The 24,999-nt window shown below is 73.4% G+C and carries 23 protein-coding genes; 9 read left to right on the top strand and 14 right to left on the bottom strand.

Going from position 1 to position 24,999, the window contains the following annotated elements:
• Nucleotides 1-81: 81 nt before the first annotated feature.
• Both BLU79_RS37310 and BLU79_RS37305 read right to left on the bottom strand, forming a co-directional pair.
• Nucleotides 82-768: a response regulator gene (locus BLU79_RS37310; RefSeq protein ID WP_093910430.1), complete on the bottom strand. Its 687-nt coding sequence runs from the start codon at nt 766-768 to the stop codon at nt 82-84.
• 150 nt (nt 769-918) lie between these two features.
• Nucleotides 919-2,073: a sensor histidine kinase gene (locus BLU79_RS37305; RefSeq protein WP_093910429.1), complete on the bottom strand. Its 1,155-nt coding sequence runs from the start codon at nt 2,071-2,073 to the stop codon at nt 919-921.
• Between the two features lie 187 nt (nt 2,074-2,260).
• Here BLU79_RS37305 and BLU79_RS37300 point away from each other — a divergent pair, with 187 nt between their 5' ends.
• The 5 genes from BLU79_RS37300 (at nt 2,261) to BLU79_RS37280 (ending at nt 6,747) form a co-directional block, all read left to right on the top strand.
• Entirely contained in the window at nt 2,261-2,911 is a 651-nt protein-coding gene (locus BLU79_RS37300; protein WP_093910462.1) for a TetR/AcrR family transcriptional regulator, read from the top strand.
• Nucleotides 2,912-2,998: 87 nt separating this feature from the next.
• A complete protein-coding gene (locus tag BLU79_RS37295; protein WP_093910428.1) occupies nt 2,999-3,808 on the top strand; it encodes a response regulator transcription factor in 810 nt (269 codons plus the stop codon).
• 238 nt (nt 3,809-4,046) lie between these two features.
• Nucleotides 4,047-5,279 carry a cytochrome P450 gene (locus tag BLU79_RS37290; protein WP_093910427.1) on the top strand — a complete coding sequence of 411 codons (1,233 nt, stop codon included), beginning with the start codon at nt 4,047-4,049 and terminating at the stop codon, nt 5,277-5,279.
• 62 nt (nt 5,280-5,341) lie between these two features.
• Complete coding sequence (locus tag BLU79_RS37285; RefSeq protein WP_093910426.1) at nt 5,342-5,536, top strand: ferredoxin; 195 nt, start codon at nt 5,342-5,344, stop codon at nt 5,534-5,536.
• Complete coding sequence (locus tag BLU79_RS37280; RefSeq protein ID WP_093910425.1) at nt 5,533-6,747, top strand: NAD(P)/FAD-dependent oxidoreductase; 1,215 nt, start codon at nt 5,533-5,535, stop codon at nt 6,745-6,747. The genes BLU79_RS37285 and BLU79_RS37280 overlap by 4 nt, the downstream gene beginning before the upstream one ends.
• 57 nt (nt 6,748-6,804) lie before the next feature.
• Here BLU79_RS37280 and BLU79_RS37275 read toward each other — a convergent pair whose 3' ends face one another.
• Complete coding sequence (locus BLU79_RS37275; protein WP_093910424.1) at nt 6,805-7,830, bottom strand: YncE family protein; 1,026 nt, start codon at nt 7,828-7,830, stop codon at nt 6,805-6,807.
• A 152-nt stretch (nt 7,831-7,982) separates the two neighbouring features.
• Between BLU79_RS37275 and fes (BLU79_RS37270) the strand changes: the two genes are divergently transcribed.
• Nucleotides 7,983-9,212: an enterochelin esterase gene (gene fes, locus BLU79_RS37270; protein WP_093910423.1), complete on the top strand. Its 1,230-nt coding sequence runs from the start codon at nt 7,983-7,985 to the stop codon at nt 9,210-9,212.
• On the opposite strand, the gene BLU79_RS37265 is transcribed toward fes (BLU79_RS37270), so the two are convergent.
• From BLU79_RS37265 to fes (BLU79_RS37225), 10 genes are all read right to left on the bottom strand, one after another.
• Entirely contained in the window at nt 9,139-9,900 is a 762-nt protein-coding gene (locus BLU79_RS37265) for a 4'-phosphopantetheinyl transferase family protein (protein ID WP_093910422.1), read from the bottom strand. The two genes, fes (BLU79_RS37270) and BLU79_RS37265, sit on opposite strands and share 74 nt — an antisense overlap.
• On the bottom strand, nt 9,897-9,992 hold the full coding sequence (locus BLU79_RS47910) for an MbtH family NRPS accessory protein (protein ID WP_143052549.1): 96 nt from the start codon (nt 9,990-9,992) through the stop codon (nt 9,897-9,899). Before BLU79_RS47910 ends, BLU79_RS37265 begins: the two co-directional genes overlap by 4 nt.
• Complete coding sequence (locus BLU79_RS37260) at nt 9,989-13,864, bottom strand: non-ribosomal peptide synthetase (RefSeq protein WP_093910421.1); 3,876 nt, start codon at nt 13,862-13,864, stop codon at nt 9,989-9,991. The genes BLU79_RS47910 and BLU79_RS37260 overlap by 4 nt, the downstream gene beginning before the upstream one ends.
• Nucleotides 13,861-14,088 carry a phosphopantetheine-binding protein gene (locus BLU79_RS37255; protein ID WP_093910420.1) on the bottom strand — a complete coding sequence of 76 codons (228 nt, stop codon included), beginning with the start codon at nt 14,086-14,088 and terminating at the stop codon, nt 13,861-13,863. Before BLU79_RS37255 ends, BLU79_RS37260 begins: the two co-directional genes overlap by 4 nt.
• A 3-nt stretch (nt 14,089-14,091) precedes the next feature.
• Entirely contained in the window at nt 14,092-14,724 is a 633-nt protein-coding gene (locus BLU79_RS37250; protein WP_093910419.1) for an isochorismatase family protein, read from the bottom strand.
• A 24-nt stretch (nt 14,725-14,748) separates the two neighbouring features.
• Nucleotides 14,749-16,377, bottom strand: a complete 1,629-nt coding sequence (locus tag BLU79_RS37245; protein WP_093910418.1) for a (2,3-dihydroxybenzoyl)adenylate synthase — start codon at nt 16,375-16,377, stop codon at nt 14,749-14,751.
• Nucleotides 16,374-17,567, bottom strand: coding sequence for an isochorismate synthase (locus BLU79_RS37240; RefSeq protein ID WP_093910417.1), 1,194 nt, complete (start codon nt 17,565-17,567; stop codon nt 16,374-16,376). The genes BLU79_RS37245 and BLU79_RS37240 overlap by 4 nt, the downstream gene beginning before the upstream one ends.
• A 59-nt stretch (nt 17,568-17,626) precedes the next feature.
• Nucleotides 17,627-18,415, bottom strand: a complete 789-nt coding sequence (locus tag BLU79_RS37235; RefSeq protein ID WP_093910416.1) for a 2,3-dihydro-2,3-dihydroxybenzoate dehydrogenase — start codon at nt 18,413-18,415, stop codon at nt 17,627-17,629.
• Complete coding sequence (locus BLU79_RS37230; protein ID WP_093910415.1) at nt 18,412-19,392, bottom strand: ABC transporter substrate-binding protein; 981 nt, start codon at nt 19,390-19,392, stop codon at nt 18,412-18,414. Before BLU79_RS37230 ends, BLU79_RS37235 begins: the two co-directional genes overlap by 4 nt.
• Before the next feature lie 62 nt (nt 19,393-19,454).
• The gene (fes, locus tag BLU79_RS37225; protein WP_093910414.1) at nt 19,455-20,777 is read right to left on the bottom strand and encodes an enterochelin esterase; all 1,323 of its coding nucleotides are present in this window, start codon (nt 20,775-20,777) and stop codon (nt 19,455-19,457) included.
• Nucleotides 20,778-20,911: 134 nt separating this feature from the next.
• Between fes (BLU79_RS37225) and BLU79_RS37220 the strand changes: the two genes are divergently transcribed.
• From BLU79_RS37220 to BLU79_RS37210, 3 genes are read left to right on the top strand one after another with little or no spacing between them, the layout of a single operon-like run.
• Entirely contained in the window at nt 20,912-21,964 is a 1,053-nt protein-coding gene (locus BLU79_RS37220) for a FecCD family ABC transporter permease (RefSeq protein WP_093910461.1), read from the top strand.
• Nucleotides 21,961-23,022: a FecCD family ABC transporter permease gene (locus BLU79_RS37215; protein ID WP_256333608.1), complete on the top strand. Its 1,062-nt coding sequence runs from the start codon at nt 21,961-21,963 to the stop codon at nt 23,020-23,022. Before BLU79_RS37220 ends, BLU79_RS37215 begins: the two co-directional genes overlap by 4 nt.
• Nucleotides 23,023-23,061: 39 nt before the next feature.
• Nucleotides 23,062-23,592, top strand: a complete 531-nt coding sequence (locus BLU79_RS37210) for a MarR family winged helix-turn-helix transcriptional regulator (protein WP_093910459.1) — start codon at nt 23,062-23,064, stop codon at nt 23,590-23,592.
• Between the two features lie 156 nt (nt 23,593-23,748).
• Here the strand turns inward: BLU79_RS37210 and BLU79_RS37205 are convergent, their stop codons facing one another.
• Nucleotides 23,749-24,948, bottom strand: coding sequence for an MFS transporter (locus BLU79_RS37205; RefSeq protein ID WP_093910413.1), 1,200 nt, complete (start codon nt 24,946-24,948; stop codon nt 23,749-23,751).
• Nucleotides 24,949-24,999 lie beyond the last annotated feature (51 nt).

The following is a 24,999-nucleotide window of genomic DNA, read 5'->3' as shown; positions in this document are numbered from 1 at the left end:
TCGCCCACCGCCACGCGCCCTTGCCGCGGTTTTCCCCTGAACGGCGGCCGTGGCGCTTTTCGTTCGAGGGGGAGCGTGACCTCAGGTGTCCGCGTTCGGCGGCACGGCCCGCACCAGACCCGACTGATAGGCCATCACCACGAGTTGGGCGCGGTCACGGGCACCCAGCTTCGTCATGGCGCGGTGGACATGGGTGCGCACGGTCAGCGGGCTGACGAAGAGCTTCTCGGCGATCCCGTCGTTGGAGTGCCCCTCGGCCACCCAGGCCATGACCTCCCGTTCGCGGGCGGTGAGGGCGGCGAGGTCCTCGGGCGCGGCCGACTGCGAGCTCTCGGCGGGCGACGCCAGGAACCGCGTGATCAGCGTGCGGGTCGCGGTGGGGGAGAGCAGGGACTCGCCGGCGGCCACGGTCCGGATGCCGTCGAGCAGCACGTCCGCGGTGACGTCCTTGCCGAGGAAGCCGCTCGCCCCGGCCCGCAGCGCCCGCGCGACGTACTCGTCGATCTCGAACGTGGTGAGGATCAGCACGCGCACCGCCGCGAGGTCCGGGTCGGCGCAGATCGCGGACGTGGCGGCCAGCCCGTCGGTGCCGGGCATGCGGATGTCCATCAGGACCAGGTCGGGGCGGTGATCCCGGGCGAGGGTGAGCGCCTCGGCGCCGTCGGCGGCCTCGCCGACCACCTCCATGTCCGGGCAGGAGTCGATCAGGATCCGGAAAGTGGCCCGCAGCAGGGCCTGGTCGTCGGCGAGCAGTACACGGATCGTCATGAGCGGGGTTCTTCCGGTTCCGGAGGGGGCGGGTACAGCTTCCAGGGAACCGCCCGGCACGTCGTCGTACCTCTGCCGACATTCGCCGGTACTCGGAACGCAGTACGCGCCACGGGCAAGGTCATCCCCGAGGGGGAGCGGGACCCGTCCTCACCACACGCACGGCAGCTCCACCTCGACGACCGTCGGCCCGCCGACCGGGCTGGACATCCGCACCGTCCCGTCGAGCGCCGCGACCCGGCGGCGCATCCCCAGCAGCCCCGAACCGTTCGACTCGTCCGCCCCGCCCCGGCCGTCGTCGGCCACCTCGACCCGCAGCCCGCGCCGCATCCGGGCGATCCGGACCAAGGCCGTCGGCGAGCCGCTGTGCTTGGCGACGTTGGTGAGGGCCTCGGCCACCACGAAGTAGGCGGCCGCCTCCACCGCCGCGGGCGCCCTCGGCCCGTCGTCCTCCAGCTCCACCACGTCCACGGCCACCCGCAGCCCGCTGCCGGCGGCCAGCGCGCGCACGGCCCCGACCAGGCCGCGGTCGGTCAGGATCGGCGGGTGGATGCCGCGGACCACCTGCCGCAGCTCCGCCAGCGCCTCCTCGGTCTGTGCCTGGGCGTCGTCCAGCAGCTTGCGAGCGGCGTCCGGATCGCGGTCGTAGGCACGCTTGGCGAGCCCGATCCGCATGGACAGCGCCACCAGCCGGGCCTGCGCGCCGTCGTGCAGGTCCCGCTCGATACGGCGCAGTTCGGCGCCGTGCGCGGCGATCGCGTCGGCCCGGGTCGCACTCAGCTGCTCGACCCGGGCCGCCAGCAGCGCCTTCGGGGAGGGCCTGAGCAGCGCGGTCGACCAGCGTGCCTCCAGGTCGGCCAGGCGCACGATCCACGGCAGGACGACGGCCCGGCGGCGCAGCAGCCCGCAGCTCACGCCGTCGACGACGAGCCCGACCGGCCACAGCGGCAGGGCGAGGAAGAGCAGCGCGCCGTACACGTAGTAGGCGGCCATCCAGCGCAGATCGGTGAGCGTGCCGGGGTCGCGCACGGCCGTGCGCAGCCGCTCGGTCAGCGGCCCGTCGAGGGCCCGGTACGCCTCGGGGATCTCCCGCCCCGTCCAGGCGGTGGTCAGGCGGCGCTTGGCCCCGGCGATCCGCCGGAGGAGCAGCACCGTCTCGGGCAGCAGCCAGCAGCCGATCACCGCCACGGTTCCGATGGCGGTGATCAGCAGCACCGTGATGAAGAGGTACATCCCGAAGGCCATCGCGGCGGCGACCGTCAGATGGGCCGTCGCACGCCCGGCCTGTCGCACCGTCGCCCGCATGCCCCGCACGCTAGGCGACCGGGGTGCCGTGCGCGGGGGTGCGGGCACCCGGGGTGCAGGTGTAGCCCGCTCCACCATGTTCACACTTCTTTCAATCAAGTGACTTAGATTGTAGGTGTGCGCACCGCGACGGCTCGAGGGACTGGCCGTCGCGGGGAATCGGCAAAGTCCCGGTGCGGTGGTGATCATGGCAGGCAGGACCCTGCGGGAGGAGCAGGTCAACGCGACCCGGGAGCTGCTCCTGACCGCGGCCGAGCGGCTCTTCGCCGAACACGGCGTGTACGCGGTCTCCAACCGCCAGGTCAGCGAGGCCGCCGGACAGGGCAACAACACGGCGGTCGGCTACCACTTCGGCACCAAGGCCGAGCTGGTCCGTGCCATCGCCCGCAAGCACGCCACGCGCATCGAGGAGATCCGCGCCCGCCTCGTCGCCGACCTGGCCGACCCCGACGACGTACGCGGCTGGGTGGACTGTCTGGTCCGCCCGGCGCTCGAACACCTCGCCGCGCTCGGCAGCCCCACCTGGTACGCGCGGTTCTGCGCGCAGGTCGTCTCGGATCCGGCCCTGCACCGGATCATGGTCGAGGAGGCCCTCACCGCCCCGTCGCTGCAGAAGATCATCGAGGGCCTGAACCGGTGCCTGCCCGACCTCCCGGCCGAGGTCCGTGCCGAACGCGGCGAGATGGTCCGCCATCTGATCGTCCACGTGGCCGCCGAGCGCGAGCGCGCCCTCGCCGAGCACACCCCCACACCGCGGTCCAGCTGGGACGACGCCGCCACGGGCCTGGCCGACGCGGTCGTCGGCATGTGGCTGGCACCCGTCACACCGGGCCGCTGAGGCCCCCGCGCCAGGAGTACGAAGGAGTACGACCGTGCAAGCCACCCTCGGTCAAGGCCGCTGCGGCGGCGCCGGACGGGGCGGGTTATGAGCCCCCGTCAGACGGCCCCGCCCGTGGGCGGAGCCCTGCGTTCCGCGCGGAGCGCCCCTCGTCCCGCGGCCGTTCCCGCCCATGACAACCCCGCCCTTCAGCGCGCCGCCCTCGCCCGGGGCGCCGGGCAGCACATCCTGATCGTCGCGGGCGAGCCCGACCTCGCCGAGCTGCTCTCGACCACCCTTGAGCTTGCGGGCTACCGCATCAGCCTGAGCCGCACGGGTGCCGAGGCGCTGGCGCGGGTCGCCGAACACCACTTCGACCTGGTGGTCTTCGACACCACGTTGCCGGACATGGCGCACTTCGGCCGGGAGCGCCGCCCCACGCTCCCGTACCGGCCGCCCGTCCTGCTCCTCACCGAGTACGACGCGCTGCACCGGCTCGTGCCCGCACTCGGCCCGGGGGAGCGGGACTACGTCACCAAGCCGTTCCGGGTGGCCGAAGTCCTCACCCGGATCCAGGTACTGCTCCGCGGCACCCGCCCCGGCCCGCCCAGGAGCAACCCCCTGCAGTACGGCGACCTCGCGCTGGACGACACCGTGTGCCGGGCGACGCGCGGGACGCGGGCCCTCGACCTCACGCCCGCGGAGTACCGGCTGCTGCGCCATCTCCTGGTCAACGCGCACCGGGTGCTGTCCAAGGAGCAGATCGGCCGCTACGTCTGGGGCGACCACCGCGGCGACAACGCGATCGAGCAACTCGTCTCCCGCCTGCGCCGCAAGGTCGACCGGGACGGCCCGGCGCTGATCCACACGCGCCGGGGCTTCGGGTACTGGCTGGGGCGGGTCGACATCGATTCCTGACCCACAGCGATGCAAACAAGGGCGTCACCGGGATTTACTCGGGGGCGCCCTTCGTCGTGGGGTGGCCCCGGGGCGGTCGGTCGTAGAGTGCCGCCAACCCGCCTGCGATAAAGGCCGGTTAAGCTCGCCGCTGTGATCTGGGTCACGTCAGCATCCTGTCAGGAAACTGACCGGAAGGCGTCAGACCCCTCTGTTTGCATGTGCTCATCGAGGCCGATCCCCCCACCCGAGGAGCACCATGGCCGACACCGCGACCGGCATCGCGCCCCAGGCGCAGGACGCCGCCCCCGAGTTCCCGATGCCCCGGCAGTCCCGCTGCCCCTTCGACCCCCCACCCGCGCTCAAGGACCTCCAGGAGCAGGGGCCCCTCACCAAGGTGCGGCTGTGGGACGGCAGCGAGCCCTGGCTCGTGACCCGGTACGCCGAACAGCGCGCCATCCTGGGCGACCCGCGCGTCAGCGCCGACACCGACCAGCCCGGCTACCCGACCAAGGCCAGCCCCGAGGCGGGCGAGGGCAAGCTCAGCTTCATCATGATGGACGACCCCGAGCACGCCCGGCTGCGCCGGATGGTGACGGCGCCGTTCGCCATCAAGAAGGTCGAGGCGCTGCGGCCCGCCGTGCAGCGCATCGTGGACGGCCTGATCGACGACATGCTGGCCGGTCCCGGCCCGGTGGACCTCGTCGACGTGTTCGCGCTGCCGATCCCCTCGCTGGTCATCTGTGAGCTGCTGGGCGTGCCGTACGAGGAGCACGAGTTCTTCCAGGAGCACACCAAGACCATGGTCCGTACGACCGCCACGCCCGAGGAGCGGGGTGTGGCAACCCGTGAGGTCGCCGGCTACCTGGCCGGACTCCTGGGCAAGCGGCTCGCCGAGCCGAAGGACGACCTGCTCTCCAGCATCGCCGGACGCATCACCGCCGGTGAACTCACGCACCAGCAGGCGACCGAGATGGCCCTGCTCCTGCTGATCGCGGGCCACGAGACCACCGCCAACATGATCGCGCTCGGCACTCTCGCCCTCCTTCAGCACCCCGACCAGCTCGCCCTGCTGCGCGAGACCGACGACCCGAAACTCGTCGCCTCCGCGGTCGAGGAACTCCTGCGCTACCTGCACATCACCCACCTGGGCCGGCGCCGGGCGGTCACCGAGGACATCGAGATCGGCGACCAGGTGATCAAGGCCGGCGAGGGCGTCATCATGGTCAACGAGATCGGCAACCGCGACCCCGAGGTCTTCGCCGACCCCGACCGCCTCGACATCACCCGCGACGCCCGCCGCCACGTCGCCTTCGGCTTCGGCGTCCACCAGTGCCTCGGCCAGCCGCTGGCCCGCATGGAACTCCAGGTCGTCTACGGCACCCTCTACAAGCGCATCCCGACGCTGAAGCTCGCGTGCGCCCTGGAGGACGTCCGGTTCAAGACCGACGCGTTCATCTACGGCGTCCACGAACTGCCCGTGACCTGGTGACGGCTTCCGCACCCTCCCCGCACGACCAACCGACAACCATGCGTGACGAAGGGAAACCGACCATGAAGGTGGAGCTGGAAGCCGACAAGTGCGTCGCGTCCGGGCAGTGCGTGCTGGCCGCCATGGACGTGTTCGACCAGGACGACGACGGCATCGCGATCCTGCTCGACGAGCAGCCCGCCGCCGAACATCTCGACGGCGTGAAAGAGGCCGTGGCGATCTGCCCGGCCGCCGCCATCCGGCTGGTGGACCAGTGAGGCGCATCGTCGTCGTGGGCGCCTCGGCCGCGGGGCTCGCCGCGGCCGAGACGCTCCGCCGAGAGGGCTACGACGGCACGCTCACCCTCGTAGGCGACGAACCGCTCGCCCCGTACGACCGCCCGCCCCTGTCGAAGCAGGTGCTGTCCGCCGAGTGGGAGCCCGCGCGGCTGGCCCTTCGCACCCCCGACGACCTGGCCGGACTCGGCCTGGACCTGCGGCTCGGTGTGGCCGCCACGGGCCTTCGACTCGCCGACAGTGCGGTGGAGTTGGCGGACGGCTCGACGGTGCCGTACGACGGGCTCGTCGTGGCCACCGGGGTGCGGCCGCGCCGGCTGCCCGGCGAGGGCGGGCATGTGCTGCGCACCCTGGACGACGCGGTGCGGCTGCGGGACCGGCTGACACCGGGGCGGCGGCTGGTCGTGGTCGGCGCCGGGTTCCTCGGCGCCGAGGCCGCCGCCGTCGCCTGGCGGCTCGGCTGCGAGGTCACGCTTCTCGAACCCGCCCCGGTGCCGCTGGCCCACGCCGTCGGCGCGGAGGTCGGCGAGATGCTGACCCGGGCCCACCTTGAGCGGGGCGTGAACCTGCGCTGCGGGGTCACCGTGACCGAGGTGACCGGGGACGGTGTGCGCCTCGCCGACGGTGAACTGATCGAGGCCGACGAGGTGTTGGTCGCGGCAGGCTCGCTCCCCAACACCGACTGGCTCGACGGCAGCGGGCTCGCCGTCGGCGACGGCGTGGTCTGCGACCAGTACTGCGAGGCCGCGCGGAACGTGTACGCCGCCGGTGACGTCGCCCGCTGGCACAACCCCCTGTTCGGGCAGTCGATGCGGATCGAGCACCGCACCAACGCCGCCGAACAGGGCATGGCAGCCGCGCGCAACCTGCTCGCAGAGCCCGAGGCCCGCAAGCCGTTCGCGCCGGTGCCGTACTTCTGGTCCGACCAGTACGACATGAAGATCCAGGCCTACGGGTACCTGCGCGGCCACGACGAAGTCGCTGTAGTGGAGGGCGACTTGGCCGAGGGCCGCTTCGTGGCCGCCTACCGCACGGGCGACCGGCTCACCGGCGCGCTGGCCGTGGGGATGCCGCCGAAGGCGATCCGGCAGTGGCGGCAGGCCATCGCGAAGGGCGCGGGCTGGGACGAGGCCGTGGCGTCCAGGTCGCCCGCCGCGGCCGTGCCGGGCGCGGTGGGCACGGCGGGCGCCTGACGTGTCCCGCGCCGACGGCCCGGCGGACGTGCAGGTCCGCCGGGCCGCCGGTGTGGGTCAGCGGGCGATGCGGATGCGGGTGACCTGGTCCTCGCCGCCGGCGCCCGCGCCGGACTTGTCGAGGACGTACGCCGTGCCGCCCTCCACCTCGACATGGTTGGGGTTGGCGCCGGTGGTGACCGTCTCGACGGCCGAGCCCGTGCGGGGGTCGACGACCGTGACGCTTCCGGCGGTGCGGTTGGCCACCAGGACCTTGCCCGTGCGGCCCTCGGCGGCCACGGACAGGGCACCCGCACCGGTGGCCACCGACTTCGTGACGACCCCCTTGTCGAGGTCGACGACGGATACGGTGCCGACGGTCTGGTCGGCCGTGTAAGCGGTACGGCCGTCGGCGGACAGCGCCACGGAGATCGGGCCGTCACCGGCCGGGAGGAACCGCGGGGTGTCCGACCGAGCGGAGACCTCGATGATTCGGTCGCCGCTCAGGTCGGAGGCGTAGACGGTCCCGGTGCGCTCGTTGACGGCGAGGCCCGCGGGCCCGGCGCCCTCGACGGTGACGCGCCGCTTCTCCTTCAGACTCCTGGAGTCGAAGGCGACGATGCTGCCGTCGCCGAACCCGCTGGCCCACACGGTGTTGTGCCGGTCGTCGACGACGATCTCGCGCGCGTGCGCCACGTTCGGGAGGGTGGCCAGGTGTGCGCCGGTCTTCTGGCTGTAGACGGCGACCGTGTTGTTGCGGGTGTTGGTCACCCAGACTCTGTTGTGCTCGTCGTCGACGGCGACGCCGTACACGGCCTCGCGGGCGCCGGTGGTGGCGTCGGTGACCGGCGGGGTGATCGTCTGCTCGACAGCCAGCGTGTCCGGGTCGACCTTCAGCAGGCTGGTGGTGGTGACCGGCGGTCGGCCCACGGTGACGGTGACCCACAGCGCGTCGCCCCGCTCGGAGTACGCCGACTGGTACAGGCCCCGGACCAGGGGCGCGGTCGTCACGGCCGAACCGGTGGTCCCGGCCGACGCGGTGCCCGCCGCGGTGAGGGCCACGGCGATCGCCGCCGCGACGGTGGTGCGGGTCGGTGAGGTCATCGTAAGTCAACTCCCATGTGTGATGGATCAGTTGGATGAACTGGGGCCTGTTCGGCCTGACCGGCGCTCACGGCGCCGGAGCTGTGAAGGGGGCGGGCGAGGTTAGGGTGACCTAAGTGAAGGAATCGTCCAGCCGTCCGGAGCCCGCCCGTATGCCCCTGCCCCCGCCGCCCGCGCAGGCCCCGCACCACCCGCCCCGCTTGGCGCGCCCTCACCCGGTGCCCCGCCTGAGCACGCCGGCGACGGCACTTCCCGGCCCGGGCGGCGTCGAGGAGTTCTGGGCCGACGTCCGGCGCCGCGGCACTCCGCTCGTGGGCCCGGACCCGCAGGGCGGCGCCGATCACCGGACCGTCACGTTCCTGTGGCGCGGCACCCCGGCCACCCGGGCCGTGCAGGTCGTGCCGAACAAACTCGGCGACCCGCGCGACCCCGAGGGCAACCTCATGGAGCGCGCCCCCGGCACGGACGTCTGGCACTGGACACTCCGCCTGCGTCATGACTGGCGCGGGTCGTACGACCTCTACGTCGACGAGGGCGACGGCCCCGATCCGGGAACCCCCGAGCGCTGGCAGTGGCAGCGCACCCGTCGTCGCCAGGACCCGTTCAACTCCCGATCCCTGCCGCATCGTTGGGACGGCGGGCCGGTCCCGTACGCCGAGCTGCCCGCCGCGCCGGACGCGGGGGACTGGCTCCCGCGACCGGGTGTCGAGCAGGGCACCGTCACCCGGCACGAAGTCGGGCACCGGCGTGTCTGGCTCTACCGACCGCCCGTCCCGGCGAGGGAATTGCCCGTCCTCGTCCTGCTCGACGGCGAGCACTGGCAGCCGCGGCTCGGCCTCTCGAACCTCCTCGACAACCTCATCGCCGACGGCCGTATCCCGCCCGTCACCGCCGTGCTGCCCGAGGCCGTGGACGAGGCCACCCGCTGGGCGGAGCTGTCCTGCCGCCCCGAGTACGTCGCCTTCCTCACGGACGAGCTGTTGCCCTGGGCGGCCGGACAACTGCCGGTGACCGAAGACCCGGCGCGCACCGTCATCGCGGGCCAGAGCCTCGGCGGACTCACCGCCGCCTACGCCGTCGTCTCGGCACCGCACCGCTTCGGCAACGCCCTCGTCCAGTCGGGCTCGTTCTGGTGGCCCGTCGGACCGGAAGCGGAGTGGCTGACCCGGGTCATCGCCGAGACGCCACGGCGCCCGGTGCGTTTCAGGCTCTCCTTCGGCGAGCAGGAGTGGGTGGCCCTGCCCGCGGCCCGCCGTCTGCGCGACACGCTCGCCGCCGCCGGCTATCACGACTCCTCCTACCGGGAGTTCAACGGCGGCCATGACTACCTCTGCTGGCGCACGGAACTGGCCGACGGCCTCGTGGCCCTGTTGGGGCGCTGACCACACAGGCCGCGGCCCAGCCGACCGGGACGTCGACATCGGCGAACCTCCACCCCGGAAGCTGCGCCGGGGCGTGTCCGGCCCCGACATGGACCTCCCGCAGGGCCCTCAGGGACAGACCCTCACCCGTCGCCTTGAAGTACGCCTCCTTGCGGGTCCAGCAGCGCGCGAAGGCACCGGCCCGGACCGCCGGGGGCATCCCCGTCAACTGCCGTTGCTCCGACGGATGCAGACCCCGGGAGGCCTCCTCGGCGAGCCGCGCCCCGGGGACCCGCTCGACGTCGACCCCGACCGGCTCGGTGGCGAGGCCCAGCAGGGCCAGCCCGCCCGAGTGCGAGACCGAGAAGTGCACCCCGGCCCCGGCGGGGCCGGCCATGGCGGGGCGGCCGTGCGGGTCGCCGCAGCCCGGGCAGGGCAGCCGGGCCAGCCGCACCGAGGCCGCCGGTACGCCCGTGTACGCGCTCAGCAGCCGGCGCAGGGCGCTGTGCGACGCCACATACAGCGCACGCTCGGCCGGCTTCCGCAACGCCGCCGCCCGCCGCTGTTCCCCCTCCTCCAGCAGGGAGATGTCCAGCGCGGCATCCGCGCCCGGGCCCCGCACGAGCCACAGCAGCGGTCCGCGCGACAGGTCCCGCGGGCACAGCCCCGGCCCGCGCACAAGCACCTGGGGAGCGATGGCCGTCGTCATTCCCGGTCCCCCTCCACCCGGCGCACGCACGCCTCGTGCGGGGCCGGTCCGCAGCGGACCTCCCAGCCGGTAGGCGCAGGCTGCCGCGTCATGCGTCGAACTCCTTCAGCCGGGCGGTGATGTGGGCCGCGATCTCGTCGAGGTGCCGGTCCCGCAGGAGCTGCGGATGGGTGCAGTCCAGGTCGTGGTTCTCGATCGCGCCGCCGACGTGCGGGTGCCAGGCCCGGCGGGTGAGCCAGTCCTCGGGGCGCGGGGCGGCGGCCGTGAAGAACAGCACGTCGCCCTCGAAGCGGCGGTGGTGGTGCTCGCGCATCAGGCGGGCGTGGTTCGGCACGATGTCGACGATCCGGGCGAGGGTGTGCTCGGACAGGCCCGCCAGCGGGCTGCCCGCGCGGCGCAGGGTGGCCAGCACGTCGTCGCGGGTGCGCTCGTGGGTGCGGTCGAAGCCGGCCATGCGCAGCACCGCGGTCAGCGCGTCGCCCTCCTCGGGCGCGGGCCGCTCCCGCCACTGCTCGGCCGGGAACGCGTCGAGCAGGGCGAGGAGTTCGACCGGCTCCCCGGCGTCCTGGAGCAGGACGGCCACGGTGTGCGCGAGGACCCCGCCGACCGACCAGCCCAGCAGCCGGTACGGCCCGTGCGGGCGGACCTCGCGGATCTGCCGGACGTAGTCCTCGGCCTCCTCCTGGAGGGTGCGCGGCAGCGGCTCGTCACCGACCAGGCCGCGCGCCTGGATGCCGTACACCGGCTGCCCGGGACCGAGCCGCGCGGACAGCCCCGCGTAGCACCAGGCGATACCGCCCGCCGGGTGGACGGCGAACAGGGGCGGCCGGTCTCCCTCGGCGCGCAGCGGCAGGACGACGTCGAGCGCGTCCCCCGACGCGGGTCCCGTGGCCTGAAGCCGGGTGGCCAGCGCGGCCGGTGTCGGCGCCTCGAAGAGCGAGCCGATGGTCAGCTCGACACCGAACTCCTCCCGCACGCGCGCCACCAGCCGCACCGCGAGCAGCGAGGTGCCGCCCAGGTCGAAGAACGCGTCGTCGGGACCGACCTGCTCGACGCCGAGCACCTGCGCGAACAGCAACGTCAGGGCTTCCTCGCGCGCGGTGGCCGGGCGCCGGGCGCCCTCGCCGCCGGCGAAGACCGGGGCGGGCAGCTCACGGCGGTCCAGCTTGCCGTTGGGACTCAGCGGGAACGCGTCGAGCGCGACGACCGCCGCCGGGACCATGTGCTCCGGCAGTTCGCGCGTCACGGCGGCACGTACGGCGGCGGGGTCCGCGCCGCCCGTCACATAGCCGACGAGCCGGTCCTCCAGCACCAGCGCGCAGGCACCGTCGACGCCCGGCTGCGCTGCCAACGCCGCCTCGATCTCCCCGAGTTCGATGCGCTGGCCGCGCAGCTTCACCTGGTGGTCGGTCCGGCCCAGGTACTCGACCTCGCCCCACTGCGTCCAGCGGGCCAGGTCACCCGTCCGGTACATGCGGGTGCCCGCCGGACCGAAAGGGTCGGCCACGAACCGGGTCGCCGTCAGCTCGGCACGGTTCAGATAACCGTCGGCCAACTGCACGCCCGCCAGATACAGTTCGCCCGGCACACCGGGCGGGCAGGGCTGCAGAGCCGCGTCGAGGACGTACAGCCGGGTGTTCCACACCGGCCGCCCGATCGGCACCGGTCCCGAGTCCGCCGGATCGCAGGCGTGGTGGCTGACGTCGACGGCGGCCTCGGTCGGTCCGTAGAGGTTGTGCAGCTCGACGCCCGGCAGCGTGCGGGCGAAGGCCTTCGCGGTCTCACGGGGCAGCGCCTCACCGCTGCAGAACACCTGGCGCAGGGGGCCGCCGCACCCGGCCGCGTGCGGCTCCGCCAGGAAGACCTGGAGCATCGACGGCACGAAGTGGCAGGTGGTGACCGCCTGTTCACGGATCAGCCGGGCCAGATAGGCGGGGTCCTTGTGACCGCCCGGCTCGGCGACGACCAGCGCCGCCCCCTCGCGCAGCGGCCAGAAGAACTCCCACACCGACACGTCGAACGACGACGGCGTCTTCTGCAGCACCCGGTCCCCGGCCGTCAGCCGGTACTCGTGCTGCATCCACCGCAGCCGGTTGTCGATCGCCCCGTGCGGGACGACGACGCCCTTCGGGCGGCCCGTGGAACCCGACGTGTAGATGACGTAGGCGGGATGGGCGGGCGTCAGCGCCCGCCCCGGATTCACCCAGGGACACGCCGACACATCCAGCCCGTCCAGCACGACCAGCGGCGTCCCGGTGTCCTGAGGGAGACGGCCCGCACGGTCGGTGACCGCACACACCGGCGCCGCGTCCTGGAGCATGTACGCCAGCCGCTGCGCCGGGTAGTCCGGGTCCAGCGGCAGATACGCGGCACCCGCCTTCAGTACCGCCAGCAGCGTGACCACCAGCTCCGTCGAGCGCGGCACGGAGACCGCCACCAGCGCTCCCGGCCCGGCTCCCAGCGACCTCAGGTGGTGGGCCAACTGGTTGGCCCGCGTGTTGAGTGCGGCGTACGTGAGTGTCGTGTCCCCGTGGATCAGCGCCGGGGCGTGCGGGGTCCGTGCGGCGCGCGATTCGATCGGGCCGATCAGGGTGGTCGGCGGCAGGGCGCGATCCGTGCGGTTGAACTCATGGAGGACCAGGGCCCGTTCGTCCGGGGTCGCGATGCCGTGGACGGCGAGCGGCAGCTGCGGGTCGGTCTGCGCCAGCCGCTCCAGCAGCCGCACGAACCGTTCCTGGTGCGCGGCCAGTTCGGAGTCGTCGTACAGGGCGGGATTGCCGTCGTGGTCGATGCGCAGGCCGCGGCCGTCGGCGCGGTCGTACACGTTGACCGTCAGGTCGTCGACAGGGCCCGCGGACAGGTTCCGGGCCCGGGCCGGCGCGCCCGCGAAGTCGACGCCGTAGTCGAACGGCATGACATTGACCAACGGGCCCACCAGGCCCCGCAGTTCACCGAGCAGACCGAGGTCGCGGCGGATGTCCTCGTACCGGTAGCGCTGGTGGCGGCGCACCTCGCGGATGCCGAGTACCACCTGGCGCACCAGCTCCGCGAAGCTCGCCTCCGGTGCGGCCGTCAGCCGCAGCGGCAGCACGTTCATGACCATGCCGGGCACACGCAGGGCCACCGAGCCCATGCGGCCCATCATCGGCAGGCCCAGCACCACGTCGGACCGGTCGATGGCGCGGGAGGTGTACAGGGCCTGGGCGGCGATCAGCACGTCGGGCCAGGTGGCCCGCAGCCGGGTGGCGAGTTCGCGCAGTCGCTCGGTGGCCGCCGGCGCCAGGTGGGCCGTACGGCGCAGGAACGTCCGCGAGGGCAGCGCGCCGCGGCCCGCCAGCCGGGGTGCCTCCGGGCGGTCGGCGAACGCCTCCCGCCAGTGGGCGCGGTCCGCGGCGAAGGCGGGCGAGGCACGGTAGACGGCGTCGTCCTCGACGAGGTCGGCCAGCCGGCCGAAGGCGCGGGGCGGCGGCTCCTCGCCGCGGGCCAGTGCCGAGTACACCTGGGCGGTGCGTCGCACGAGCAGCGAGTAGCCGAAGCCGTCCATGACGAGGTGATGGATGCGCTGGTACCACAGCCAGCGCTCCTCGCCGACGCGGAACAGGGCGTGCCGGAAGAGCGGCCCGGCCGCCAGGTCGACGGGCTCGGCCAGGTCGGCGCGCATCCACGCCTCCGCCTGCTCCTCGCTGCAGTGCTCCCGCACGGTGAGCGGCAACTCAACGGCGGTACACAGGTGTTGGCGTGGCCCGTCGGGGGTGTCCTCGACGACCACGCGCAGCGCCTGCGCCTCCTCGCTGACCTGGCGCAGGGCAGCGGCGAACAGGGCCGGATCGAGGGGCCCGTCGATCTCCAGGCACTCGGCGGTGTTCTGGGCGGGGCTGAGCGGATCGAGGGCCTGCGCGAACCACATCCCCGACTGCGCCGCCGTCAACGGCAGCACGGTGTCCGGCGCGAGCGTGACGGTCATGCCACCCCCAGCCGCGACGCCCAGGCCTGGATGGCCGGCTGCTCGGCGAGGTCCGCGAAGTCCGCCTCCACGTCGTGCGCGCGGCGCCAGCGCTCCAGCAGCGCCATGATGCGCACCGAGTCCAGGCCGTGGTCGACGAGGTTCTCGTCGACCGGAATGTCGGCGGGGTCCTCGCCGAGGCAGTCGGCGACGTCGTTGCGGATCTGTTCCAGCGTCAGGGCCATGGCTCAGAACTCCTTGAAGAGCGCGTCGGTGGTGGTCACGACCGCACAGCGGCCGGCGGCCCAGCGCAGGGCCATCTCGTGGTCCTCGCGGGAGAAGTCGGCGACGGCGTCGGCCACGACGAACGCCTGGATGTCCCGGCTCCACGCGTCGGCGGCGGTCATCAGGACACCGATGTGCGCGTACACGCCCACGATCACCAGCTGGTCCCGGCCCGACTCCCGCAGCAGCGCGTCGAGTTCGGTGCGCGCGAAGGCGCTGTACTTCCACTTGGTGAGCAGCGTGTCCCCGGGCTCGGGGGCCACCGGCCCGGGCATGCCGAGCGCCTCGGGGTCGTCCGTGGCGCCGGGCCCCCAGAAGTCCAGCTGGAGCCCCCGCTCCTCGGGCGTCTGCCCGCCACGCTGGGCCGAGTAGACGACCGGCACACCGAGCCGACGGGCCCGCTTCAGCAGTCGGGCGGTGTTGCCGAGCATGCCGGTCAGGGGCTGGGCGCCGGCCGGGAAGACGGACAGGAAGTGGTGCTGGAGGTCATGGACGAGCAGCACGGCGCGTGCCGGATCCACGGTCCACGACACGCGGTTCGCGGGCAGCTCGTCGGCGGCGGGGAGCGGATAGGAGGGTATGGCGGGAAGTGCCATGGGAACAGGGGCCTTTCGGAACGCTCAGGACTGCTCGGCGGTGGACCGCAGCTGCTTCTTGCTGACCTTGCCGACGCCGGTCTGCGGGAAGGCGTCGACGAACTCGACGAGGTCGGGGACCTTGTGGGCGGCGACCCCGCGCTCGCGCACGAACCGTTTGACGGCGACCGGCCTCAGCGGCTCGGCGCCCGTGCGCAGGACGACGTAGGCCAGGGAGCGTTCCCCGAGGTACGCGTCGGGCACCGCGACCACCGACACGTCGTGGACGGACGGATGGGCGAGGATGATGTTCTCGATCTCCTCCGGCGCGATCTTCTCGCCGCCCCGGTTGATCTGGTCCTTGGCCCGCCCCACCACGACCAGATGGCCGGTCGGGGTGCGGCGCACCAGGTCGCCGGTGCGGTAGAAGCCGTCCTCGGTGAAGGCGCGCGCGTTGTGCTCGGGCGCCCGCCAGTAGCCGCGGATCGTGTACGGCCCCCGGGTCAGCAGGTGCCCGGGCTCGCCTTCGGGGACGTCGTCACCGCCATCGTCGACGATCCGGATCTCGTCGTCCGGGGAGACCGGCCGGCCCTGCGTGGTGACGACGGTGTCGACGTCGTCGTCCAGCCGCGTGTAGTTCACCAGCCCCTCGGCCATCCCGAACACCTGCATCAGCCGGCACCCCAGCGCGGGCTGCAGCCGCCGCGCCGCCTCCTCGCTGTACTTGGCACCGCCGACCAGCGCCAGCGTGAGGCTCGACAGGTCGTACGGCGTCGTCGTGCCCGCCTCGGTCCACACCAGGGCGAGCGGCGGAACGAGCGCCGTGATGGTGATCCGCTCGCGCTCGACCAGCGGGAACGCCGTCGCCGGATCGGGCCTCGGACACAGCACCACCGTGCCCCCGGCGTACATCACACCCAGCCAACCGGGCGAGCTCATCGGGAAGTTGTGCGCGGCGGGCAGCGCGACGAGGAACCGGGTGTGCGCGTCGACTCCGCAGATCTCGTTGGAGCCCCACAGCGAGTACAGGTAGTCGTCGTGGGTGCGCGGGATCAGCTTGGGCACCCCCGTCGTGCCGCCCGACAGCTGGAGGAACGCCAGCTCGTGCGGCTCTGGCCCCTCGAACGGCCCCGCCGGATCGCACGGCACCTCGGACAGCGCCGTGTGCTCGCCCGGCTCGCCCACCACGAAGACGTGCCTCAGGCCCGGCGTCTCCTTGCGCAGCCGCGCGGCGAGGTCGCGGTGGTCATAGCCGGCGTGCACGTCCGGCACGACGTACGCGACCGCCTCGGTGAAGGAGCAGAAGTAGCCGATCTCCGTGTCGCGGTGCGCGGGCAGCGCGTACACGGGCAGCGCGCCGATGCGGAACAGCGCGAAGACGACCTCCACGAACTCCCCGATGTTGGGGAGTTGGACGACGACCCGGTCGCCCTTGCCGATACCGCGGGCCGCGAACCCGGCGGCCAGCCGGTCGGCGCGCTCGTCGAGTTCGCCGTACGTCCAGGTACGGCGCTCGGGGGCGGGGTCGACCAGCGCGACGCGGTCGGGGTGGGCGGCGGCGCGCTCGCGCAGCATGCCGCCGAACGTCTCGCCTCTCCAGTGGCCCGCCGCCCGGTAGCGCGCGGCGAACTCCTCGGGCCAGGTGGGCGCGTCCACGCCCGGGGTGACGGTCACAGCGCGGCCCCCACCGCGTGCAGGAACGTACGGAACTTGGCGGCGGTCTCCGCCGTCTCGGCCTCCGGTGAGGACTCGGCGACCACTCCGGCGCCCGCGAACAGCCTGAGCGCCCGCCCCTCGGCCTCGGCGCAGCGGATCGTCACGACCCACTCGCCGTCGCCGTCCGCGTCCTGCCAGCCGACCATGCCCGTGTACGGGCCCCGGTCGAAGGGCTCCGCCGCGGCGATGACGGCGCGCGCGACGTCGGTCGGGGTGCCGCACACCGCCGGGGTGGGGTGCAGCGCGGACGCAAGGTCCAGCGCGGTCGTGCCCGGGTCGGCCAACTCCCCGGTGACGGTGGTGGACAGGTGCCACATCGCAGCCGTCCGCACCAGCGTGGGCCGCTCGGGCGCCTCCAGCCGGGCGCAGTAGGGCGCCAGCGCCTCGCGTACGGCATCCACGACCACGGCGTGCTCGTGCAGGTCCTTCGGGGACTCCAGCAGCGCCACCGCCCGGCGCACGTCCTCGGCGAGGTCGGTGCTGCGCGGCGCGGACCCGGCCAGCGGGTTGGCGGTGAGGCGGCCGCCCTGCCGGGCGACGAGGAGTTCGGGGCTGGCGCCGATCAGGGTGCGGCCCGGACCGCTGGGCACGGCGAAGGTGTAGCCGGCCGGGTCGCGGTGGGCGAGGCGGCGCAGCATCGCGGCGAGGTCGGGCTCCCGCGCGGAGGTCAGCTCCAGGGTGCGGGCGAGGACGACCTTGGCGAACTCCCCGGCCCGCATGCGTTCGACGGCGGCGGCGACGGCCGCGCCGTACCGCTCGGGCGCCGGTACCTCCGTGACCCGCCAGTCGGTCCGGGCCTCGTCGTGGGGGAGGGGCAGCGCGATGAGCGGGTCCTCGCGCAGCGGCGGCGTCCAGTGCACCATGTCGGGGACCGCCAGCGCGGGCGGCGCGTCCGGGGCGAAGGGCAGCGAGCCGACGACGACCGGCGCCGGGGCGCCCGGACGCCGTAGCGCGTCGAGAACCTCCCGCACCCGATGCGTCAACGGGCCGCTGTCGTGGGGTATTTCGGCGCTGGTGCCGCGGCCCAGCAGAGTGCGGTGGGGCGTGGCCAGGAACCGGTCGGTGGCGGGGCGGTAGGCGTCGAGGAGGGAGGTCGCCGCGCCGGGGGAGACCGGCGGGGCGGCGGGTGCGTGCACGGTGATGGACATGGGTGTCTCCAGTGCTCCGGTGGGGGGACGGCACGAGGGGAGGGGCGGCGAGCGGCCGGTCAGGCCCGCAGGGTGGCGCCCCCGTCGACGTACAGGTCGTGCATGGTGATGTGGCGGGCCCGGTCCGAGGCCAGGAACACGACCGCTTCGGCGATGTCGGCGGGATCGGCGATCCGGCCGAGCGGAATGCCCGTGCGGTACGTGGCCGGGTCGCCCTCGATGACGCGTCGGGCGGCGGTCGTCTCGTCGTCGGCCGTCCACAGGGCGCGCTGCATGTCGGTGAGGGTGGAGCCGGGGGAGACCGTGTTGCAGCGCACGCCGCTCGCGGCCACCTCCAGGCCCAGGCACTTGGTGAACATGACGGCGGCGGCTTTCGAGGCGGCGTAGGCGGCCATGCCCGAGCGGGGGATGCCGGCCGCGTTCGAGGCGACGGTGACGATGCTGCCGTGGCCGCGCTCGGCCATCCGGCGGGCGACCGCGCGCGAGACGTGGAAGACGCCGTCGGCGTTGACCGCGAAGGTGGCCGCCCAGTCCTCGTCGGTGAGGTCCACCACGTGGGAACCGCGCAGGACTCCCGCGACGTTGACGGCGATGTCGAGCGGGCCGAGGGTGCGCTCGGTGTCGTCGACCAGGGCCTCCACGGCCGCGGCGTCGGTGACGTCCAGGGTGCGGGCGGTGACCTGGTCGCCGTGCCCGTGCTCGGCGGCCAGCGCCTCGACACCGCCCGGCGTCAGGTCGGTGGCGAGGACCCGGGCGCCCTGCTCGACGAGCGCGGCGGCCACCGCCGCGCCGATGCCCCGGCCCGCGCCGGTCACGAGGGCGAGGCGGCCGGCCAGCCCGGCGCTCACGGGGCGAGCGCCCTGGTGAGGTCGTCGAGCACGACCCGTGCCGCGAGCGGGCCGCCCGCGCTGTTCCAGGCGGACCCGTCGATGACGACGACGTGTCCGTCCTCCTCGGCCTTCAGCCGGCCGAAGTTGGCCACCTTCCTCGCCTCGGCGTACGCCTTCTCACCGGCGGCCCGGTCACCGAGGGCGCCGAAGAACAGCCAGTCGCCGTCGATGGTGGACAGCTTCTCCAGGCTGACCGGCTCGCTGTGCCCGGTACCGGCGTCCTGCTGGTCCTTCGGCCGGGCCAGACCCAGGGCGGAGATCGTGGAGCCGACATGGCCGACTCCCTTGCCCACCACGGACGGAGCCCCGTTCTGCCAGCGCACCACACTCAGCACGGCGCCGGCGTTCTCACCCAGCTTCTTCTTCGTCGCGGCGACATCGGTGTCGAAGTCCGTGAGGACCTTCTCGGCCTGCGCCTTCTTGTTGAGCGCGTCGGCCGTGGCGGTGAACGCCTTCTTCCAGTCCTCGTTGAGCTTGGCGGTGACCACGGTCGGCGCTATCGCCTGGAGCTTGGCCACCTCCTTCTTCGCCGCGGTCGTCTCGTCGAGCAGGATCAGGTCGGGCCGGAGGGAGGCCACCTTCTCCATGTCGGCCTCGGCGACGGTCGCCACGACCTCGGCCTTCTCCGCCTTGACCGCCAGATACGAGGACACGCCCTGCTGACCGCGGCCCGCGGTGGCACCGACGGGTTCGACGCCGAGGGCGAGCGCCGCGTCCAGCGTCGGCTCGCTCAGTGTGACGACCTTCCGCGGCGCCGACGGCACCTGCACCTCGCGCCCGGTGGCGTCGGTGATCCGGCGCGTGCTCGACTCCTTGGCGGCGGAGGTGGCGTCGCTCCCGTCGTCGTTGCCGCAGCCGGCCAGGAGCAGCGCTCCGGTCACGAAGGCGGCTGCGGAGGTAAGGACCGCCCTGCGAGAGGCACCTGCAGAGGACATGGAGGAACAGCTCCTTGAAAAGGGGGACTTGAAAGAGGGAAGGGCTTGGAGAGAAGCCGGTCTCAGGCGCCCAGCACGCGCACCAGCCCGTCGGCCAGCGCACCGTGCCAACAGACGTAGTCGTGGCCGCCGTTGAACTCGCCGTAGGTGACCCGGTAGCCCGCCGCGCGCAGCACCTCGTACAGGGCGCGGCTGTGCTCGACCATCGAGCCCTCGTGCAGTCCGACGTCCAGCCGGACCGTGACGGGGCGCGGCTCGGCGGCGGCGAAGCGGGTGACGAGCCAAGGGGCGCCGAAGGCCAGGGGTTTGGGCCCGCTGCGGGGCGGCAGGCCGGGCCGCCACCACAGCGAGGCCGACTGCGCGAGCACGGTGCCGAACCGGTCGGGCCGTAGGTAACCGGCGTACAGCGCGGTCATCGCGCCCAGGCTCTGCCCCGCGACCACGGTCCGCCGCGGGTCGGTGTCCAGCGACCAGCGCCCCGCCGCCCAGGGCAGCAACTCGTCCGCGAGGAACGACACGAACTCCTCGCGGGCGCCGAGTTCACGCGACCGGGTGTGCCGGTCCACGGCGTCCGGCGCCACCACGGTGAGCGGTGACAGCGCCCCGTCGGCGATCAGCGCGTCGAGCGTGTGCTGGAACCCGAGTCGGCCGAACCACATGTCGCCGTCGCACAACGCCAGGACGGGCAGCGGCGAGTCGACGGCCGGGTGGTGCCCCGGCGGCAGATAGACCCACGTGCCACGGTCGCCGCCGAGCGCGGCTGATGCCACCCGATGGCGCTCCACCCGCCCCGCCGGAACACTCCCGCGCCGCCCGATCCAGGGCTGCGCCGGAGCCTGCGGCAAGGCGAAGACCGAGCTCGGCACCGGGCTCCAACGGGTCGGCACGGAGCGGCGGTTGAGCGGATCGGGCGCGGCGTGCGCGGAGAGGGAGCGCAGCCGCTGCTGGAGGCCGTCCGGGTCGGCGGGCGGCTCCTTGGGCGAGATGTCGGCGGCCAGCCGGTAGGAACCGCGGTGGTCGGCCCGTAGCCGAAGACCCAGATGCCATACGTCCGTACCGGGCACGTGCTCCAGCAGGGAGCCGGCGAGACGGTCGCGGTCGATGATGCGGTTGGCCAGCAGCATGACCTGCCGGGTCGCGCGGTGCCCGCGCCACAGGAAGGTGACGGCGCGGTGATCCGGTTCGCCCTCCAGTTCCTCGACGAGCGGGGCACCGAGGCGCTCCACCTCGCTCCAGAACTCGGCTGTCAGAGCCGTGCGTCGAGCTTCGTCGGCCGAGGCCAGGCCGTCCACGAGGCGGGCGAGGCGCGGGCCGGTCATGCGGACCGGGCGGACACCGGGGTCAGCGGGTTCGGCTTGCCGCTGTGGGGTTTCCAGGACGGGCATCGCTCCTCTTCTCGTCGCCGGTGGTGGGCGAACCGGACGTGCATCTCCGGTGACCGGCATGCGCAGTTGAGTCGTCAACGAAATCGTCAACAACTGAAGTTAGGTTAGCCTAAGCTAAGCACATGTTCCTGGGAATGAGTCCCCCGTCGAGCCGGAAGCGGCCGAGCCGGGCCGACGGCACAGAGAGAATCCGGACACCCGCATCCGTCTGGTCCGCGGGCCTGTCGCTCGGGCTGATCCTGCTGGTGGCGGCGGCCGCACTGTCGCTCGCCGTCGGTACCCAGCGGATTCCGCTCGACCAGGTCTGGTCGGCGCTGGTGGCCCCCACGGGCACCGAGAACGACGCGATCGTGCGGGACCTCCGACTGCCGCGCACCCTCATCGGGGCCGCCGTCGGCTCGGCGCTCGGCCTCGGGGGCGCCGTCATGCAGACCCTGACCCGCAATCCGCTCGCCGACCCCGGGCTGCTCGGCGTGAACGCGGGCGCGTCCGCCGCCGTCGTCACCGCGATCAGCGTGCTGGGCATCACGTCCTTCACGGGCTACCTGTGGTTCGCCCTCGCCGGCGCCGCCCTCGCGGCCACCGCCGTCAGCGCCCTGGGCGGCGGACGCCTCGCCACACCGGTCCGCCTGGCCCTCGCCGGAACCGCCGTCAACGCGGCCCTGTTCGGCTACGTCAACGGCCTGCAGCTGTGGAACCTCAACACCCTCGACGAGATGCGGTACTGGGCGGTCGGCACCCTCGCCAAACGGGACCCCGCGCTACTGCTCACCGTGGCGCCGCTGCTCGCGGCCGGCGCCCTCCTCGCCCTGGCCCTGGCCCGCCCGCTCGGCGCCGTCGCTCTCGGCGAGGACCACGCCCGCGCCCTGGGCACCCACATCCGGCGCACCCGCCTGCTGTCGGTCCTCGCCATCACGCTGCTGTGCGGCGGAGCGACCGCCGTGTGCGGGCCGATCGGCTTCGTCGGCCTGATGATCCCGCACGCCGCCCGCGCGTTCTGCGGCCCCGACCCGCGCCGCCTCTTCCCCCTCTGCGCGCTGTACGCGCCGGTCCTGCTGCTCGTCTCCGACGTCGTCGGGCGGGTCGTCGTACCGCCGTCGGAGATCGAGGTCGGCACGGTCACCGCGTTCCTCGGCGGGTTCGTCTTCATCCATCTGGTGCGACAGCGGAAGGCGGCCCACCTGTGACGCTCACCCGGAGCACGGGACCGGCACTGCGACACGGCCTGCTGCGCACCGGCCGCTGGTCCCTGCGCTACGACCCACGCACGGTGCTGGTCTGCACCGTGATCGCCGCACTGGCCGCATGCGCCATGGTGCTCGCCATCGGCACCGGAACCTACGAACTGTCCCCGCCGGAAGTCGTGCGCACCCTCGCCGGGAACGGCCCGCCCGGCGCCGAGTTCGTCGTGCTCGACCTGCGGCTGCCCCGGGCCCTCGTGGCCGTCCTGGCCGGCTTCGGACTGGGCATGGCGGGCGCGGTGTTCCAGTCCCTGACCCGCAACCCGCTCGGCAGCCCCGACATCACCGGCTTCGGCAACGGCGCCAGTGCGGGCGCCCTCGTCGCGATCATCCTCTTCGACGCGGGGGACGCCCAGACCGCGATCGGGGCGGTGTGCGGCGGCTTCGCCACCGCCGCAGGGGTGTACCTGCTGGCCTGGCGGCAGGGCGTGCACGGCTACCGGCTCGTCCTCGTCGGCATCGGTGCCTCCGCGGTGCTCGGCTCGGCCACCAGCTTCCTGTACGTACGCGCCGACCTCGGCAAGGCGGCCCAGGCGGCGAGCTGGATGATCGGGTCGCTCAACGCCCGCGACTGGGGCGACGTCCGCATCGCCGCGCTCGGCCTCGTGGTGCTGGTCCCGTTCGTCCTCGGGTACGCCAGGCGCCTGACCGTGCTCGAAATGGGAGACGACTCGGCCGCCGCGCTCGGTGTCCCGCCCGAGCGGAGCCGCCTGGCACTGCTGTGCGCCGGAACAGGGCTCACGGCCATGGCGGTCGCCGCCGTAGGCCCGATCCCGTTCGTGGCCATGGCCGCACCCCAGCTGGCCCGCCGGGTCACCAGGGCGGCCGGCCCCAACGTCCTTCCGGCGGCATGGACGGGAGCGCTCCTGGTGTCCGCCGCGGACCTGGCGACGCAGCGGGTGACCGGTTCGGCTCTGCTGCCCGTGGGCGTGGTGACCGGTGTGGCGGGGGGTGCGTACCTGGCCTGGCTGCTGCGGCGGGAGCGGCGGGCAGGGGCCGTCTGAATTAATTGAGTTACGCAACAAGATGGTAAAGTGGTGACCATGTCCACACCACCGCTCCCCGAACTCCCCGACACCCCCGCGTCCCCCGAAGTGGTCGATATAGAGCGCGCGCTCACCCGCATCACCTACTTGAGCACGCGGGCCCGGCAGCACGAGCGGCTGATGGCCCTGGCCGGTGTACCGCTGGACCGGGCCGCCGTGGCGCTGCTGCGCCAGGTCGCCGACTCCGACTCGCTGCGCCCCGGGGAACTGGCCAACCGGCTCGGTGTGGAGGCCTCGCACGTCACGCGCACGGTGCAGCAGCTGCAGAAGTCCGGGTACGTCACCCGCGTCCCCGACCCGCAGGATCGCCGTGCCCAGCGGATCGAGCTCACCGAGGCCGGCCGACAGGCCATCGTCCGGGTCCGTGACGCGGGCGCCCGAGGTATGCAGCTCGCCCTGGAGGACTGGACACCGGAGGAACTGCGTCAGCTGGCCACGCTCTTCCACCGCATGGTCGACGACTTCCTCGCCCATGCCATCGACGACGACAGCGAACCACAGCAGGCGGCACCGGCCGGGACCGCCTGACGGGTTCACTGGGGCTGGTCTGACGCATTCCCGTCCGCCCGCCCGCGATGCCTGGCACACGTCGCACACTCGGACATCCTTGCGGGGCCTATGAAGCCGCAGGGCGCCCGCCCTCCGGGCGGCGGACGGCGAGGTGTCGGACAGGCCCCGCGCGCCTCACGCCGATGCCGCGCGAGGGCGATCACCCGATGTGCCGGGAGCCTGGGCCGCCCGTCCGGACGCCGTCGGCTCCCGCAGCCCGCACAGCAGCAGTCGGCCCAGCACCGGGAGGGCGATCAGCGGCAGCAGCGCCGTCCGCAGGGACGTGGCGTCGGCCAGCGCACCGATCACCGGGGCGGCGAGACCGCCCACACTCACGGTCAGTCCGAGCGTCACACCGCTCGCCGTCCCCACGCGCCGGGGCAGATAGTCCTGGCCGAGCGTGATGTGCAGGGAGAACGGGACGTACAGACCGGCCGACGTCAGCGCGACGAACAGATACACCGTCGGCCCGGGCACGAGGACCACACCGGCCAGCGCGAGCACCGTCATGACATACGCCTGGCGTACGACCGCCAGCCGCCCGTACCGGTCGGCGAGCCGTCCCCCGGCCACCGTGCCCACCGCGCCGCCGACGTACAGCACGCACAGCGCGACCGTGCCGGCCACGACCCCGCTGCCGGTCCGCTGGCGGACGTACAGCGAGACGAACGCGCTCAGCCCGACGAACACGATCGACCGGCACGCGACGGCGCCGGACAGCCGCAGGAACGACCTCCAGTCGTCGGCGCCGGCGACCTCGCCCAGGTCGGCGGCCCCGCCCCGGCGCGCGGCCGAGCGCACGGCCGCCACGCACAGGGCCGCCCCCACGACGGCCGGGACGATCAGTAGGGGAGAGGCGCCCAGGCCGCCGGTGGCGACCACCGACGCGACCAGCAGTGGCGCGAGGGCGAAGCCGACGTTGCCGCCGAGGGAGAACCAGCCCATCGCCGTATGGCTGCCGTGCGCGGCGGCGCGGGCCGCGCGGGCGGCCTCTGGGTGATACGAGGCGACGCCGATCCCCGACACGGCCACCACCGCGAGCGTGAGCGCGTAGGAACCCATGACCCCGCTCAGTGCGACCCCGGCACCGCCCGTCAGCGCGCTGAGCGGCAGCAGCCACGGCATCGCCCACCGGTCGGTGAGCGCCCCGAACAGCGGCTGCACCACCGACGACAACAACGACGCGGCCAGCACGACACCCGAGGCGGCGGCATAGCCGTAGGCGCGCTCGGAAACGAAATACGGGACGAGGGCCGCCACGGCACCCTGGTACACGTCGACACAGGCGTGGCCCAGGGACAGCAGGGTGATGGCGCGGTTGCGTTTCGTGGACACGCTGCGATCGTCGCGCGCCCCGGGGCCGGCCCGCTTTCGATATCCTGCCTA

The organism is Streptomyces sp. cf386, from assembly GCF_900103585.1.
GTDB lineage: Bacteria > Actinomycetota > Actinomycetes > Streptomycetales > Streptomycetaceae > Streptomyces.
The sequence above is the reverse complement of the archived record's forward strand: the minus strand, read 5'-3'. Positions and strand labels throughout refer to the sequence as shown.

Excerpts from the sequence above, each read along its gene's own strand:
- fes (WP_093910414.1), bottom strand. The coding sequence starts at position 20,777 with ATGCCCGTCCTGGAAACCCCACAGCGGCAAGCCGAACCCGCTGACCCC.
- BLU79_RS37290 (WP_093910427.1), top strand. The coding sequence starts at position 4,047 with ATGGCCGACACCGCGACCGGCATCGCGCCCCAGGCGCAGGACGCCGCC.
- BLU79_RS37255 (WP_093910420.1), bottom strand. The coding sequence starts at position 14,088 with ATGGCCCTGACGCTGGAACAGATCCGCAACGACGTCGCCGACTGCCTC.
- BLU79_RS37250 (WP_093910419.1), bottom strand. The coding sequence starts at position 14,724 with ATGGCACTTCCCGCCATACCCTCCTATCCGCTCCCCGCCGCCGACGAG.
- BLU79_RS37305 (WP_093910429.1), bottom strand. The coding sequence starts at position 2,073 with ATGCGGGCGACGGTGCGACAGGCCGGGCGTGCGACGGCCCATCTGACG.
- BLU79_RS37240 (WP_093910417.1), bottom strand. The coding sequence starts at position 17,567 with ATGTCCATCACCGTGCACGCACCCGCCGCCCCGCCGGTCTCCCCCGGC.
- BLU79_RS37220 (WP_093910461.1), top strand. The coding sequence starts at position 20,912 with ATGAGTCCCCCGTCGAGCCGGAAGCGGCCGAGCCGGGCCGACGGCACA.
- BLU79_RS37260 (WP_093910421.1), bottom strand. The coding sequence starts at position 13,864 with ATGACCGTCACGCTCGCGCCGGACACCGTGCTGCCGTTGACGGCGGCG.
- BLU79_RS37275 (WP_093910424.1), bottom strand. The coding sequence starts at position 7,830 with ATGACCTCACCGACCCGCACCACCGTCGCGGCGGCGATCGCCGTGGCC.
- fes (WP_093910423.1), top strand. The coding sequence starts at position 7,983 with ATGCCCCTGCCCCCGCCGCCCGCGCAGGCCCCGCACCACCCGCCCCGC.
- BLU79_RS37295 (WP_093910428.1), top strand. The coding sequence starts at position 2,999 with ATGAGCCCCCGTCAGACGGCCCCGCCCGTGGGCGGAGCCCTGCGTTCC.
- BLU79_RS37210 (WP_093910459.1), top strand. The coding sequence starts at position 23,062 with ATGTCCACACCACCGCTCCCCGAACTCCCCGACACCCCCGCGTCCCCC.
- BLU79_RS37230 (WP_093910415.1), bottom strand. The coding sequence starts at position 19,392 with ATGTCCTCTGCAGGTGCCTCTCGCAGGGCGGTCCTTACCTCCGCAGCC.
- BLU79_RS37285 (WP_093910426.1), top strand. The coding sequence starts at position 5,342 with ATGAAGGTGGAGCTGGAAGCCGACAAGTGCGTCGCGTCCGGGCAGTGC.
- BLU79_RS37300 (WP_093910462.1), top strand. The coding sequence starts at position 2,261 with ATGGCAGGCAGGACCCTGCGGGAGGAGCAGGTCAACGCGACCCGGGAG.
- BLU79_RS37310 (WP_093910430.1), bottom strand. The coding sequence starts at position 768 with ATGACGATCCGTGTACTGCTCGCCGACGACCAGGCCCTGCTGCGGGCC.
- BLU79_RS47910 (WP_143052549.1), bottom strand. The coding sequence starts at position 9,992 with ATGACGCGGCAGCCTGCGCCTACCGGCTGGGAGGTCCGCTGCGGACCG.
- BLU79_RS37265 (WP_093910422.1), bottom strand. The coding sequence starts at position 9,900 with ATGACGACGGCCATCGCTCCCCAGGTGCTTGTGCGCGGGCCGGGGCTG.